Source organism: Bacteroides sp. AM37-9 (assembly GCF_003603455.1).
Classification (GTDB): Bacteria; Bacteroidota; Bacteroidia; order Bacteroidales; family Bacteroidaceae; genus Bacteroides; species Bacteroides xylanisolvens.
In genome coordinates this window covers 15,046-29,940 of sequence record NZ_QTNF01000052.1, presented here as the reverse complement: position 1 = coordinate 29,940, position 14,895 = coordinate 15,046, and the positions used below count along the sequence as shown (strand labels likewise).

Here is a 14,895-nt window from a genome sequence, read left to right as displayed (position 1 = left end):
GTCTGTTCGCTACGCTTTACTCAAATTTGCTATTCCGTTAGGTGTTTATTTTATAACTTGCTTATTAATAGCGTTAACGACACAAAGATAGTAAAAGTTCTTGTTGGGTACGAGGCATCCTCAAAAAAGTATTGGAAAAACTCATTCACACTAAGAACTGCAGCCCTGGCAAAGCTATTTTGAAACAGCAGTGAAGGGGTGGAAATAATTCTCGGGGTTAGCTTGTATTTACTGAAAGATACTGTATTTTTGTGCAGAACTAAAAAAAGAACAGACTATGTTGGACATTATTTTGATCGTAATTAGTGCCCTTTGTATGATAGCCGGGTTAGCAGGCTGTATTCTGCCGTTTCTTCCCGGTCCTCCTATTGCTTATGTGGGGTTGGTCATTCTGCACTTCACGGATAAGGTACAATATTCTACGACACAATTAATCGTATGGTTATTGATTGTAGCTGTTTTGCAGGTATTGGATTATTTCACTCCGATGCTGGGAAGTAAATATAGTGGCGGTAGTAAATGGGGTAATTGGGGATGTATCATAGGAACTCTTGTCGGTCTTTTTTTCTTGCCTTGGGGCATTATTCTCGGTCCGTTTCTAGGGGCGGTGATTGGTGAACTATTAGGAAATAAAGAGTTCTCGCAGGCACTTAAATCAGGTGTGGGCTCTTTACTCGGATTTATATTCGGAACTTTACTGAAGTTCGTTGTCTGTGGTTATTTTTGCTATCAATTTATCATAGGTCTTATTCGGTAACCTATTTGATGTTGTAAAACATTCGTAAGAATAACCTATCTATTGCCTTTACATAGAGTACTAAATCGATGTGTGTTCGTCTTTATTGAAGTAGCACATTGAGGTAGTACCATGAAAAAGACTTTTATTTATCTTTCTTTTATCATTTTCTTGGGGTGGTTTCCCTCGCTTTTTGCGGGAGAAATTTATGTATCCCTGCAGGGGAATGATAAGAATTCCGGGACAAAGGAAGCTCCGTTTTATACATTAAACCGGGCAATCAAGCAGGCTCGTGAATGGCGTAGACTGAATCGGCCGGAAGTAGCCGGAGGAATTTATATTCGTTTGGAAGAGGGTGTTTATGCCCAGCGCAATTCTCTATTTCTTCGTCCAGAAGATAGTGGGACACCCGATTCTCCAACAGTGATTTGTGCAGTAGATGGTGCTCATCCTGTGATTAGTGGTGGAGTTGCTGTTACGGGGTGGAAGCGTGGATGTAATCATCCGGCAATTCCTGAAAAGCTAAAGCAGAAGATATGGTCGGCAGAGGCTCCCCTAATAGGAAATAGAAGGGTAGAAACCCGGCAAATGTGGGTGAACGGTCATAAAGTTCAAAGAGCTGCGCAATTTCCTGACGGAGGATTGGAACGAATGATTGACTTCAATCCGGAAGAACAAACAATAACGATCCCCGTTTCTCAAAGTGTAAATCCGAAGAGACTACAAAATGCCGGCCAACTGGAAATGATTGTCCATCAACGCTGGGCGATTGCTATTTTGCGCGTGAAAAGTATAGACGCGAAAGACGGACAAGCTGTAGTTCGCTTCCATGAACCCGAAAGTCACCTGGAGTTTGCTCATCCCTGGCCGCAACCCGTCATCGGAGGAGAGAAAGGAAATTCTTCCTTTTGCCTGACCAATGCACTGGAATTGCTGGACCAACCCGGTGAATGGTTCCAGGAATATCCTTCCGGCACGATTTACTATTATCCGCAGGCGGGCGAAAATATGGAAACAGCTGAAGTGATTATCCCTGCCTTGGAAACTTTAGTGACCATAGACGGTACATTGTCTCGTCCGGTAAAACATATACAATTTAACGGAATTACTTTTGCGCATACCTCCTGGATGCGTCCTTCTTTTCAGGGGCACGTCACCTTGCAAGGGGGATTTCCTTTATTGGATGCCTATAAACTACAAGAACCGGGGCTTCCGGAAAAAGCGGAACTGGAGAACCAAGCCTGGATCACCCGTCCCGAAACAGCGATACGTGTAAAAGGTGCCGAACATATTGATTTCAAGCATTGCACGTTCCGTCATTTATCATCCACCGGACTGGATTATGAATGGGCAGTCACAGCATCGAGCGTCGAAGATTGTCAATTTACGGATATTGGAGGAACGGCTTTACTGGTCGGCGCGTTTCCGGACGGAGGATTTGAGACGCACGTCCCTTTTATTCCTGTTGACGTACGGGAATTATGTTCCCATATTACTATCAGAAACAATTTCATCAGTAATGTGACTAATGAAGACTGGGGATGTGTAGGTATCGGCGCCGGATATGTCAGAAACATGGATATTTCTCATAATGAAGTCTGCCATCTGAACTATTCAGGGATTTGTGTAGGCTGGGGATGGACATCGCTGGAGAGCGGAATGTGCAATAACCGGATAGAAGCAAACTATGTACATCACTTTGCCCGTCGGCTATACGATGCAGGCGGCCTGTATACTCTTTCCAACCAGCCGGGTTCCGTCATGCGAAATAACCGGATCGAACATTTAATCGAAGCCCCCTACGCTACGAATGACCGTGCTTTTTATATCTATCTGGATGAAGCTACGGACGGATATACAATGGAAAACAACTGGTGTCCCACTGAACGTTTTGATTCGAACCGCCCCGGGAAAAAGAACGTGTGGAAGAATAACGGCCCTCAAGTGGCGGACAGTATTAAATACAAAGCCGGAAGAATAAAGCAAGATTGAAACAAATCAATGGATTAACATAGTCATCAATGTACTAGTATAGCAATCAATAAACAAGTGTAATAATCATTAGAACTAGACTACTATGGTAATCATTCAAACTAATATGATAATTATAGTAATCAATAAACGATATTTAATCAATAAAATAGATGAAACCAACGAACTACCACTTATTTGATTTCCTTGATTTCGATACCGAGTTATCAAGGAATGAGTCGCTTTGGAAAGCATACAAGCCAACGGCTGTTTATGAAAAGGAAGGAGATATTTACGTAACAGTTCCCTTTCAGAAGCAAAAGCTGGCTAACGATATGATGGCGGATACCGATGTTCCCCAAGAGGAATATACGTTAATCATCCGTCAGTATAACATCGGCATCACCCGCCTGTTTCTTGGCTTCGGCGATTATGTACTGACAGATGAGTCGGAAATGCTACAATTCAGTGACCGGATTCAGAAAGTGCCCCTGTTTATAAAAGAACAAAAAGGAAAATGGATTCTTTCGACGGAGGACGGAACGAAGCGTGCCGTTATCAATGTGGAAGAGCCTCTATTAGACCGATGGAGCGAATTGCTTCCCGACCCTCAAGAAACGCTTGACATCACTTTATACCCTGACGGAAAACGTGAAATCCGCTTGTCAGCCTACGATCATTTTTCGCCTCCCCGCTACGATGCGTTACCTGTTGCCTTTTGCAAACGCGACGGTCGGAAAGAACGTGCAACGCTTTCTTTTGAATGTAAGCCCGATGAATGTTTTGCCGGAACCGGAGAACGTTTCTTTAAAATGGACTTGAGCGGACAGACTTTCTTCCTGAAAAACCAAGATGGGCAAGGAGTCAATAACCGGCGTACTTATAAGAATATCCCCTTCTATCTATCCAGCCGAATGTACGGAACATTCTACCACACATGTGCTCATAGCAAGCTCTCGCTGGCCGGACATTCCACCCGTTCCGTCCAGTTTCTAAGCGACCAGGCATTGCTTGATGTATTTGTGATAGGCGGTGATACGATGGAAGATATTCTTCGCGGTTATCGTGACCTGACCGGCTATCCGTCTATGCCTCCTCTTTGGAGCTTTGGCGTTTGGATGAGCCGTATGACTTATTTCAGTGCCGATGAAGTAGACGAAATATGCGACCGTATGCGTGCCGAACACTATCCCTGTGATGTAATTCATCTGGATACGGGCTGGTTCCGTACCGATTGGCTCTGCGAATGGAAATTCAATGAAGAACGGTTCCCCGATCCGAAAGAATTCATCGGGCGATTGAAAAAGAACGGCTATCGTGTCTCTTTATGGCAACTTCCATACGTTGCAGAAAATGCAGAGCAGATTGATGAAGCCAGAGCCAATGATTATATAGCCCCATTGACCAAACAACAAGCGACCGATGGTTCCAACTTCTCCGCCCTGGATTATGCCGGAACAATCGACTTTACTTATCCGAAAGCAACCGAATGGTACAAAGGACTATTGAAACAACTCCTGGATATGGGAGTAACCTGTATCAAAACCGATTTCGGTGAAAACATTCACATGGACGCCCTCTATAAAGGTATGAAGCCGGAATTGTTGAACAACCTGTATGCCCTGCTTTATCAAAAGGCCGCTTACGAAATTACGAAAGAAGTGACAGGTGACGGCATAGTCTGGGCACGTTCCGCATGGGCGGGATGCCAGCGTTATCCTTTGCATTGGGGAGGCGATTCCTGTAGTTCCTGGGATGGAATGGCAGGTTCTCTGAAAGGCGGTCTACATTTCGGCCTGTCGGGATTTGCTTTTTGGAGCCATGATGTTCCCGGCTTCCATACATTGCCCAATTTTATGAACTCGGTAGTAGCAGATGATGTGTACATGCGTTGGACCCAATTCGGCGTATTCACATCGCATATCCGTTATCACGGAACCAATAAGCGTGAACCCTGGCACTATCCGACCATAGCTCCGTTGGTGAAAAAGTGGTGGAAATTGCGTTATTCGCTCATTCCATACATCGTAGTACAAAGTAAACTAGCCATAGAAAGCGGCTATCCGCTCTTGCAGGCACTCATTCTGCATCATCCGGAAGATAAACTTTGTTGGCATATAGATGATGAATACTATTTCGGCAATGATTTCCTGGTAGCTCCGGTGATGAACAGCGAGAACCGTCGGGATATCTATCTTCCCGAAGGAAAATGGGTGAACTTCTTTACGGGAGAACGTCTGGAAGGAGCATGCTGGCTGAAAGACGTATACGTTCCATTGGAAGAAATGCCCGTATATGTGCGTGCAAATGCCGTGATCCCCATCTATCCGGAAGACGTGGACTGTACGGATGAAATGGATTTAAGCAAGAGCATGGCTTTACGCATAGATAATGATTATAAAGGATTTTGGAATAGATAAATAGAAATAACTCAAGTTTTGTAAGTAGCCTGAAAGGCTTACATAATATTGCGTAGAGTGATACCTTACGCTATATAGCAAGAGGCTTTCAACCTAATAAATTACTTCCGAAACTTGAGTAGAATAAATAAAATGGCAGAGTATGAAAACATGGAAGAGTAATTTAGAAGAAACAAAACAACGTTATATAAATTGGTGGAACCATAAAGGAATCATTCTCAATATGTGGGAACACTTCCAGGAAGGAGTGCAACCACATGCAGAGATAACACCTCCCGCACCGGCAAAAGATTTGTCGCAAAAGTGGTTCGACCCTCAATGGAGAGCTGAATATCTGGACTGGTACGTAGCGCACAGCAGCCTGAAAGCGGATATTCTTCCGGTTGCGAATACCCAACTGGGTCCCGGTTCTCTAGCCGCCATTTTAGGCGGAGTGTTTGAAGGCGGGGAAGACACCATCTGGATTCATCCCAACCCGGATTTCACCGATGAAATAATCTTTAACCCCGAACACCCGAACTGGATTCTTCATAAAGAACTCCTGAAAGCCTGTAAAGCGAAAGCCAACGGACACTACTTTGTCGGTATGCCCGACCTGATGGAAGGACTGGATGTTCTGGCCGCACTGAAAGGAACGGATAGGGTATTATTGGACACAGTGATGCAGCCCGAAATCCTGGAACAACAGATGCAGCAAATCAACGACATCTACTTCAAAGTATTTGATGAACTATACGACATCATCCGTGAAGGCGACGAGATGGCTTTCTGTTATTTCTCGTCCTGGGCTCCCGGAAAGATGAGTAAACTGCAAAGTGATATTTCGACCATGATTAGTCAGGATGATTATCGCCGGTTTGTGCAACCTTTTATTCGTGAACAATGTCAGAAGATTGATTATACCCTTTATCATCTGGATGGAGTGGGAGCTATGCATCACCTGCCTGCCTTGCTTGAAATTGAAGAATTGAATGCGATTCAATGGACTCCCGGAGTGGGCGAACCACAAGGAGGATCTCCCAAATGGTACGATCTGTATAAGAAGATTCTGGCAGGCGGAAAGAGCGTGATGGCTTGCTGGGTGACATTAGACGAACTAAAACCCCTATTGGATCATATCGGCGCGGACGGTGTACATTTGGAAATGGATTTTCATAACGAAAAGGAAGTGGAACAGGCCATGCGGATTGTTGAAGAATATACCGGTTCTTCTACCGCTGTAAATACCAATGAACATCAACAGGATGCCGACTTGGCAGCTACCGGACAGGAACGTATTTGTATACGGGAAGAACAACATCGGGAAGAGGATAAACTGAAACCTCTGTATGAAGCCATTGTTGCCGGGAAACTGGAACCTGCGGTTGAAATCACCCGGCAAGCCATTGCGGAAGGAATAGCACCCCAAATGATTATCAATAATTATATGATTAAGGCAATGGGCGAAGTGGGACAACGTTTCCAGGATGGAAAAGCTTTTGTTCCTCAACTGTTGATGGCAGGACGTGCCATGAAAGGGGCTTTGGAACTACTGAAACCTTTATTGGCAGGAAGTGCTTCCACTACAATCGGTAAGATTGTCATCGGTACAGTGAAAGGAGATCTCCATGATATTGGTAAAAACCTGGTGGCTTCCATGCTGGAGGGTTGCGGCTTTGAAGTCATTAATATTGGTATTGATGTGACTTGTGACAAGTTTGTGGAAGCTGTGAAGGAAAACCATGCTGACATCTTGTGCATGAGCGCATTGCTGACTACTACCATGACGTATATGAAAGAGGTTATTCAGGCATTGGAAGAGGCCGGTATTCGTAATCAAGTGAAAGTGATGATTGGCGGAGCACCCGTCAGTCAGGGGTTTGCTGACGAAATCGGTGCGGACGGATATAGTGATAATGCGAATACAGCTGTAGCAGTTGCCAAAGAACTGATTGGAAATAAAAAATAGAATAAAAAGGCACGGATTACACGGATCAACACGGCTCTTAATTACATAGCCTATTAAAACCGTGAAATCCATGTAATCCTTGCCTGAAAGAAAATTAGATTTAAACTTACGTTACTTATTTAATACTTGAATTATGCATGTGAAATTCTTAGAGACATTAGATTGGAGTATTCTGATTGCCTACTTCCTTATTTTGATAGCTATTGGTATATGGGCAAGTTCAAAACGAAAAAAGGGGAGTAGTCTTTTCCTTGCGGAGAATTCGTTGAGATGGTATCATATCGGCTTCTCCATGTGGGGGACAAATGTCGGACCTTCCATGTTGATAGCTTCCGCAAGTGCCGGATTTACTACTGGTATTGTTTCGGGGAATTATGCCTGGTATGCATTTGTCTTTATATGTCTGCTTGCTTTTGTCTTTGCTCCCCGATATTTGGGTAGTCGCATCACGACATTGCCCGAATTTATGGGAAAACGTTTCGGACAATCTACCCGTAACATCCTTGCCTGGTATACCATTATTACCATTCTTATTTCATGGCTTGCATTGACTTTATTTGCCGGTGGAGTCCTGATCCGTCAAGTCTTCGATATTCCTATGTGGCAATCAGCATTGCTGTTACTTGTCATCTCCGCTTTCTTTACAATGCTCGGCGGACTGAAAGCTGTGGCCTACACGAATGTATATCAAATGATACTGTTGATTGTAGTATCAGCCACACTGGCTATCATGGGAATCTATAAAGTGGGCGGTGTAGGCGCACTGGTGGACGCCGTTCCGGCGGATTACTGGAATCTTTTCCGTTCGAATGACGACCCGGCTTTTCCCTGGCTACCTATTATCCTGGGTTATCCTATTATGGGAGTTTGGTTTTGGTGTACGGATCAGTCGATGGTGCAACCGGTTCTTGCTGCCAAGAATCTCAAAGAAGGACAGATGGGAACCAACTTTACCGGATGGTTGAAAATATTAGATGTACCTCTTTACATTCTTCCCGGCATTATCTGCCTCGCTTTATTCCCACAATTGGAGAATCCCGATGAGGCTTACATGACAATGGTGACTCATTTGTTCCCGACAGGAATGGTCGGCTTGGTATTGGCTGTATTGACGGCAGCATTGGTAAGTACTGTCGGCTCTGCTTTGAATGCATTAAGTACGGTATTCACGATGGATATCTATGTGAAGAAAATCCGACCGCAGGCCAAGCAGAAAGAGATTATCAGAGTGGGACAAGTGGTTACGGTAGTCGGTGCACTGATCTCTGTGATAATAACCATAGCGATCGACAGCATCAAGGGACTGAATCTATTTAATGTTTTCCAGTCTGTACTGGGATTTATAGCTCCTCCGATGGCAGCCGTATTTCTCTTTGGCGTGTTCTGGAAACGCACCACTACTCTGGCAGCTAATATGGCTCTGACATTGGGAACAGTGTTCAGTATCGGAGTAGGAATCTTGTATTTATGGGTGTTTCCGGCAGAACAATATGATGCATGGCCTCATTTTATGCTGCTTTCCTTCTACTTATTCGTTATCATCGGAATAGGCATGATAGTAGTCAGCCTGTGGGATAAATCTCCGCAACTGGGAACCTTGAATATGGAAAAGATAGAGGACAAACCTGCACGAATTGTTCTTATCCTATGGGGATTACTTATTGTGACTATGATCGGGCTTTACATCTTCTTCAATGGCCACTAGCTTTTATTCACCACGGAGGACGCAGAGGACACAGAGTCTTTTGTTATTAGATAATAATCTCCGTGTCCTCTGCGTCCTCTGTGGTGAAACTATTTTCTGCGAAAACAATTCTCATACGTACACAGCCCGCAAGTATATTCCAGCTTACGGATATGAGAACTATTGCAATCTTACTCAAACTTTATCATATCAGCTAACTGAACGAAGTAATCATTTGACCAAATATCCAATTCTTTGGGATTTTTGACAAAAGGCAGCACGTCACTCTTTACCTGATTGATGTTTGCCGAGGATAATCTGTCTTTCAATTGGGCCACAAATGAATCTTTATCAATTTCTTTATTGTTGAATTGGCGGACACGTTCGGCTAGATGAACGAAGTCAAGAGGAACATTGTGGCGGATATACCATTCAAAGTCGTACCAGTCCCGACCTTTTACCCTGTTTTTCCAAGTACGATATACCAGTGCGTGCATTTTTCCGGCAAATAAATCCGGAAGAACAAAACAACGGGTCATAAAGGAATGTGGTTGTAAAAGCAATTTCTGCTCTGTCCGAAACTTCAAAGGAGGGTGGGTGTCAACCTCTATCTTGATTTTTATGGATTTATCTGTCTGAAAAGAGACATCATAAACATCGGTATTGTCTTTTAAAAAGGCAGATTCCACCTTTCCAAAGCTTGCCTTATCTTTCTTCTTAATATCCACCAGCCTGCCAACGATTGCAAACTCATCTATAATGGGTTGAAAATATTTTGTGAAATCAAATTTATCATCAGGAATCAAAAGAGAAAAATCCATGTCCTCACTGAAACGCTGAAGGCCATGGAAAATCCGAAGGCAAGTACCACCATAGAAGGTGGCCACACCAAAGAAACCACCATTATAAAGACCGGCAAGTATCACTTGTTGGTTTACTTCAAAAATAGCATTACGCTTCTTTTGCTCAGTAGACAAGTCGTATGCAGAAAGCATATTATCATAAATCTCATTTTTCATTTTTTCATTAATTTAAGTAGTGTTTTTATCGATTCGGCTTTTTTGCCAATCTCAATATACTTTTCAAATATGCTTGTGTTCATCTGCTTGAAATCTTCTATTTCCATCCGGATATCTTCTGCCAAATAAACTTCCGCGTCCTTCAGATAGCGAAGATTCACATTAGGGGAATTAGCTATCAAATCACATAACGCCTTTTCGGGAGTAGCTATAACAAAAGCATATCCATCCTGTTTGATACTTGACAGGCCAATAGAAAAGGTTTCTCTTGGCATATAAATATATTCGAATCTTCCTATCGGAGTATCAAAATCTCTGGAATGTTTCAGGGTCATTGATTGCGTGGTATATACTGCTTCAGGTATCAGCCCGTAATAGCGTAGAGCCGACGACAGGGAAACGTATGAGGGAGCATAAAGATGATTGGCTATCAATTCCGTAGACAATGCCTTTCCTGTTATTTCCGGGTTGCATACATATAAGCCTCTCTTGAGACGGATGATTTCTCCGTCCCTCTCAAGTAACCTGACTTTCTGATTTCCTCCTTTAAGATGCGGATAAAGTGATTCCAGCATGGGCGTCGTCACAGGTATATTGCCTAATCTTGATAATACATTGTTCATACTACAAAGGTAGTAATTTTCTGAATAATAAAATATATATAATATGTTTTTCTGTTCAATTTATATCTATTTTTAGAAGGGCAAAGCAAGAAGTGTATGTAAACCAAATTTAGAATAATTTGTTTACGTCCTATTTTTCCTCTGTGTCCTCTGCGTCCTCTGTGGTGAAACTATTTTCTGCGAAAACAATTCTCGTACGTACACAACCCGCAAGTATATTCTAGCTTACGGACATGAGAACCCACTCCAATAATACCACTTACAGATTTGATGGGAATCATCAGGCTGGAATCTGTCAACTGAATACCACAGGGCGAAGCGACCGGAAATAAGGAGAATAGTTTTTGTTGTTCCGATACGTGCCATCCGCAATAACCGGGGCTGTATCTGTTAGTGTGCTTCCAACCTCTCTTTTCGATAAATGTAGCCAACTCCTCTTCCATGCAATCAGCAGTCTTTTCTGCAATGATGCTCCCCAATGAGTCTGCTATATATACTTTCACCATGTCGTCCTCTTGCTGAAGCAGATGTTGAAACTCCTCAAATTCAACTCCCGCAGTGGCGGTAAAAAAGGCAAAGGCTTCCGAACCCCGTAGTTGGCGGGCAATGGTTTTACCGATTGAGAGAACCGTATCTTTTACAGTCAGTGTTGCTTTTTCAGTGTCAAGCAGTCCGTCAGTGAGGAAAAAGAAAAAACGGGGACGAAGAAGGGGAGTGATACGGTCAAGTAACGTATTTATTTCTTCTATAACCATTCCATCCGGCATAGAATCTTTATATCCCATCGCCTCGTAGATATCGGACGATGGGATTTGCAGTTTCTGGTAAGTAAGTTCCTGTTCAACCATTATTGAACTCTTCCAATGCGGTATAAAATGCGTCTATATTAACAGAAGGCGTATGTGGCGGAATATCACAACCACTTGACAATACGAAGTTCGGATATGCACGGGTAGCCTCCAATAGTTGCAAAGTCGCTTCCTTCATAGTCTCCGGACCTGCCATTTTGAAAAGGCTCACCGGGTCCAGATTTCCCATTGCCAGTGCATCGGCCGGAACCTCTTTCAACGCTTCCTCCATCTTAATTTTATTCCCGAAGTGGTAAGCGGCTGCACCGGTATAAACCATCGCTTGCGTGCAATTCCCTGTGTTTCCGCAATTATGAAGTACTACGGCAAAGTGATCATCCTGTACCTTCTCTATTATTTCCTTCACGAATAAAGAAGAATATTGCAGGCAATCTTCGTTGGATAACAGTCCTGCAGCAGGTTCAGCCATGACTACACCGTTCACACCGGTTGCTTTCAATGCCATGCAATAGCGGGTGATGAAGTCACTGCATTTTCTTAATAACGTATTGGCTGCATCGGGGTTAATATAAATCAGCATCATGATTTCCGACATATCATACAAACGTCCGGCCAGCGAATAAGGACCGATGCAACCGGCAAAAACCGGACGGTCTGTTACATTTCTGGCTGTCAGCATATTCGCTTTAAGATATTCCGGGATTCTTCCTTTATTCAACGCCGGAACTTCCAGCTTTTCAATAGCAGCTTCATCCGCCAGTAAACGGCCGGACACACTGGGCACCTCATTTTCCGGAAAGATAATCTCTGCCCCGAAAGCTTCCGCTTCTACCGTCAGATCCATGATAACGGTTGCTGCCGCAGCCGGATACTTGTCACAAAGAGCTTTGATAGCCTCATAATGAACCTGTCCGTTTGTTACCGCATCATGCACCGTTTTCCCGATAAATTCGATACCTGGATGTGTCATGATCGGAATTGCAATCGTTTCCTTACGTTGGATCGTTTGGCTGATCCATTCTTTCATATTCAGTTTACCCATAATTTCAGTTTTTAATATCGTCTTGTAATAAAGACGAAGTTGCCCTTCTTTTGTAATCTCGTATATGATAAAATCTTATACCGGTATAAAAATAAAGCTGTCCTTCAAAAAGAAGAACAGCTTTACACCTATTTGATTTATCTTCGAGCTTTATTTTACCGGAATCTTATCAATACGGTTCTGATGACGGCCGCCGTCAAATTTGGTAGAGAAGAACTCTGTCAAAATCATGTCCGCTTCTTCAGTGCTGATGAAGCGTCCCGGCATAACCAGTACATTAGCGTCATTGTGCTGACGAGCCAGGTGTGCGATTTCTGCATTCCAGCAGAGAGCGGCACGAACCCCTTGGTGCTTGTTCAGCGTCATATTGATTCCGTTTCCACTGCCACAGATAGCGATACCGGGATAACATTCTCCCGATTCCACTGCAAGAGCCAGCGGATGAGCATAATCCGGATAGTCTACGCTTGCGGTAGAGTTAGTTCCGAAATCCTTGTAAGCCCAGCCTTTTGCTTCCAGCCAGCCGCGAACATATTCTTTCAGTTCAAAACCGGCATGGTCGCATGCTAATCCGATTGTTTTCATTAGAGCATTGCTTTTACTTGGTTATATACGTTCTCGGCAGTAAATCCAAGTTTCTCATCCAACACTGTGTAAGGAGCAGAGAAACCGAAAGATTCCAATCCCCAAACTTTACCGTGGCAACCTACCAGACCTTGAAGAGTGACAGGCAGTCCGGCAGTCATACCGAAAATCTTCGCATCTGCCGGAAGGATAGCTTCCTGATATTCTTTCGGTTGGTTACGGAACAGACCTTCAGACGGAGCAGATACAATGCGTACCTTCACGCCATCTTTGCGAAGCAACTCTGTGCCGGCTACCAATGTAGCTACTTCAGAACCTGAAGCTACCAGGATAACATCCGGATTTTCGTCGGAACCTGCTACGATATAAGCACCCTTGGCTGCCTGTTCGTAATCTGTTCCTGCCGGTAAATTGGCAATATTCTGACGAGAGAAGATCAATCCTGTCGGAGTAGACATGTTTTCCATAGCAAGTTTCCAAGCGATGGTTGTTTCTTCTGCATCAGCCGGACGAAGTACCAACATGGAGTTGTGTCCCTTATGGTTTTTCAGTTTTTCCATCAGGCGGATTTGAGCTTCCTGTTCTACCGGTTCGTGAGTAGGACCGTCTTCACCTACGCGGAATGCGTCGTGTGTCCAGATGAATTTCACTGGTTGTTCCATCAAAGCAGCCATACGTACGGCAGGTTTCATGTAATCGGAGAATACGAAGAATGTACCGCAAGCTGCGATCACACCACCGTGGAGAGACATACCGATACAGATACAAGCCATTGACAGTTCAGATACACCTGCCTGGAAGAATGCTCCGCTGAAATCACCTTTCTTGAAAGAATGAGTCTTTTTCAGGAAACCGTCAGTCTTGTCTGAATTAGAAAGGTCGGCCGAAGCAACGATCATGTTTTCTACCTGTGTAGCAAGTGCGCCCAATACGGTTGCAGATGCAGCACGAGTAGCGCTACCTGCTTTCTGTTCGATAGCAGCCCAGTCCACTTTCGGAGCTTTGCCCGAGAAGAAGAGTTCCAGTTTTGCAGCCAGTTCCGGGTTTGCTTTCGCCCATGCAGCTTTCTTTGCATATTTTTCAGCTACAATTTTCTTCAGCTCTTCTGCTCTTTTTGCATACAGTTCGGCTACTTCCGGGAATATAACGAACGGGTTAGTAGGATCACCACCCAGATTCTTGATTGTATTTACATAAGCGTCGCCACCGAGAGGAGCACCGTGTGTAGCGCAGTTAGCTTCATAGCTGCTGCCGTCTGCCTTGCGTGCACCTTTACCCATTACGGTTTTACCGATAATCAGCGTCGGGCGTTCTTTTTCAGCCTGTGCTTCTTTGATTGCCGCACGGATTTCGTCAGGATCATTACCGTTGATATTAAGTACGTTCCATCCCCATGCTTCATATTTCATGGCAGTATCTTCAACGGTTACGTCTTTCGTTTCTGTAGAAAGCTGAATATCGTTGGAGTCATAGAACATAATCAGGTTGTCCAGTCCCAGTGCACCGGCAATACGTCCGGAACCTTGAGAGATTTCTTCCTGAATACCACCGTCAGAGATGTAAGCGTAAATAGTCTGATTCATCACCTCGTCGAAACGGGCTTTCAAGAATTTGGCAGCGATAGCAGCACCTACTGCAAAAGTGTGTCCTTGTCCCAGCGGACCGGAAGTGTTTTCGATGCCACGCATGATGTCCACTTCAGGATGTCCCGGAGTAGGGCTTCCCCATTGACGGAATTCTTTCAGCTCGTCCAGCGTGAATTTTCCTGTCAATGCCAACGTAGAATAAAGCATCGGAGACATGTGGCCCGGGTCGAGGAAGAAGCGGTCACGTCCTTCCCAACGGGGATTTTCAGGATCGTATACTAGAAACTCAGAGAAGAGTACATTTACAAAATCAGCACCACCCATGGCGCCACCCGGGTGACCGGAATTGGCTTTCTCAACCATTGAAGCAGCAAGAATACGGATGTTATCCGCTGCACGATTCATAAGTTTGTTATCGTTCATATCATTAAAATTTAATTGATTTCTGTCAGATTGTTCGCAAAGATAACTC

At 44.1% G+C, this 14,895-nt stretch carries 11 protein-coding genes; 5 read left to right on the top strand and 6 right to left on the bottom strand.

Annotated elements, in window-relative coordinates; genetic code table 11:
• Positions 1–277: 277 nt before the first annotated feature.
• The 5 genes from DW862_RS23955 (at position 278) to DW862_RS23935 (ending at position 8,780) form a co-directional block, all read left to right on the top strand.
• Positions 278–757: a DUF456 domain-containing protein gene (locus tag DW862_RS23955; RefSeq protein WP_004314693.1), complete on the top strand. Its 480-nt coding sequence runs from the start codon at positions 278–280 to the stop codon at positions 755–757.
• A 111-nt stretch (positions 758–868) separates the two neighbouring features.
• Positions 869–2,728: a right-handed parallel beta-helix repeat-containing protein gene (locus DW862_RS23950; protein ID WP_004314695.1), complete on the top strand. Its 1,860-nt coding sequence runs from the start codon at positions 869–871 to the stop codon at positions 2,726–2,728.
• Between the two features lie 152 nt (positions 2,729–2,880).
• Entirely contained in the window at positions 2,881–5,127 is a 2,247-nt protein-coding gene (locus DW862_RS23945) for an alpha-xylosidase (RefSeq protein WP_120070927.1), read from the top strand.
• A gap of 142 nt (positions 5,128–5,269) precedes the next feature.
• Positions 5,270–7,075: a corrinoid protein gene (locus tag DW862_RS23940; protein WP_120070924.1), complete on the top strand. Its 1,806-nt coding sequence runs from the start codon at positions 5,270–5,272 to the stop codon at positions 7,073–7,075.
• Positions 7,076–7,208: 133 nt separating this feature from the next.
• A complete protein-coding gene (locus DW862_RS23935) occupies positions 7,209–8,780 on the top strand; it encodes a sodium:solute symporter (RefSeq protein ID WP_120070921.1) in 1,572 nt (523 codons plus the stop codon).
• 170 nt (positions 8,781–8,950) lie between these two features.
• On the opposite strand, the gene DW862_RS23930 is transcribed toward DW862_RS23935, so the two are convergent.
• From DW862_RS23930 to DW862_RS23905, 6 genes are all read right to left on the bottom strand, one after another.
• Positions 8,951–9,778, bottom strand: coding sequence for a nucleotidyl transferase AbiEii/AbiGii toxin family protein (locus DW862_RS23930; RefSeq protein ID WP_009041102.1), 828 nt, complete (start codon positions 9,776–9,778; stop codon positions 8,951–8,953).
• Positions 9,775–10,401, bottom strand: a complete 627-nt coding sequence (locus DW862_RS23925) for a hypothetical protein (protein WP_120070919.1) — start codon at positions 10,399–10,401, stop codon at positions 9,775–9,777. Before DW862_RS23925 ends, DW862_RS23930 begins: the two co-directional genes overlap by 4 nt.
• A 170-nt stretch (positions 10,402–10,571) precedes the next feature.
• Entirely contained in the window at positions 10,572–11,249 is a 678-nt protein-coding gene (locus tag DW862_RS23920; protein WP_120070916.1) for a vitamin B12 dependent-methionine synthase activation domain-containing protein, read from the bottom strand.
• Complete coding sequence (locus DW862_RS23915; RefSeq protein ID WP_120070913.1) at positions 11,242–12,252, bottom strand: uroporphyrinogen decarboxylase family protein; 1,011 nt, start codon at positions 12,250–12,252, stop codon at positions 11,242–11,244. Before DW862_RS23915 ends, DW862_RS23920 begins: the two co-directional genes overlap by 8 nt.
• A 150-nt stretch (positions 12,253–12,402) precedes the next feature.
• Positions 12,403–12,837: a ribose 5-phosphate isomerase B gene (gene rpiB / locus DW862_RS23910; RefSeq protein ID WP_004297448.1), complete on the bottom strand. Its 435-nt coding sequence runs from the start codon at positions 12,835–12,837 to the stop codon at positions 12,403–12,405.
• Complete coding sequence (locus tag DW862_RS23905; RefSeq protein ID WP_022199860.1) at positions 12,837–14,846, bottom strand: transketolase; 2,010 nt, start codon at positions 14,844–14,846, stop codon at positions 12,837–12,839. Before DW862_RS23905 ends, rpiB begins: the two co-directional genes overlap by 1 nt.
• Positions 14,847–14,895 lie beyond the last annotated feature (49 nt).

What these genes read in the sequence shown, in the direction of transcription:
- DW862_RS23955 (WP_004314693.1), top strand. Translation starts at nt 278, where the DNA reads ATGTTGGACATTATTTTGATCGTAATTAGTGCCCTTTGTATGATAGCC.
- DW862_RS23950 (WP_004314695.1), top strand. Translation starts at nt 869, where the DNA reads ATGAAAAAGACTTTTATTTATCTTTCTTTTATCATTTTCTTGGGGTGG.
- DW862_RS23945 (WP_120070927.1), top strand. Translation starts at nt 2,881, where the DNA reads ATGAAACCAACGAACTACCACTTATTTGATTTCCTTGATTTCGATACC.
- DW862_RS23940 (WP_120070924.1), top strand. Translation starts at nt 5,270, where the DNA reads ATGAAAACATGGAAGAGTAATTTAGAAGAAACAAAACAACGTTATATA.
- DW862_RS23935 (WP_120070921.1), top strand. Translation starts at nt 7,209, where the DNA reads ATGCATGTGAAATTCTTAGAGACATTAGATTGGAGTATTCTGATTGCC.
- DW862_RS23930 (WP_009041102.1), bottom strand. Translation starts at nt 9,778, where the DNA reads ATGAAAAATGAGATTTATGATAATATGCTTTCTGCATACGACTTGTCT.
- DW862_RS23925 (WP_120070919.1), bottom strand. Translation starts at nt 10,401, where the DNA reads ATGAACAATGTATTATCAAGATTAGGCAATATACCTGTGACGACGCCC.
- DW862_RS23920 (WP_120070916.1), bottom strand. Translation starts at nt 11,249, where the DNA reads ATGGTTGAACAGGAACTTACTTACCAGAAACTGCAAATCCCATCGTCC.
- DW862_RS23915 (WP_120070913.1), bottom strand. Translation starts at nt 12,252, where the DNA reads ATGGGTAAACTGAATATGAAAGAATGGATCAGCCAAACGATCCAACGT.
- rpiB (WP_004297448.1), bottom strand. Translation starts at nt 12,837, where the DNA reads ATGAAAACAATCGGATTAGCATGCGACCATGCCGGTTTTGAACTGAAA.
- DW862_RS23905 (WP_022199860.1), bottom strand. Translation starts at nt 14,846, where the DNA reads ATGAACGATAACAAACTTATGAATCGTGCAGCGGATAACATCCGTATT.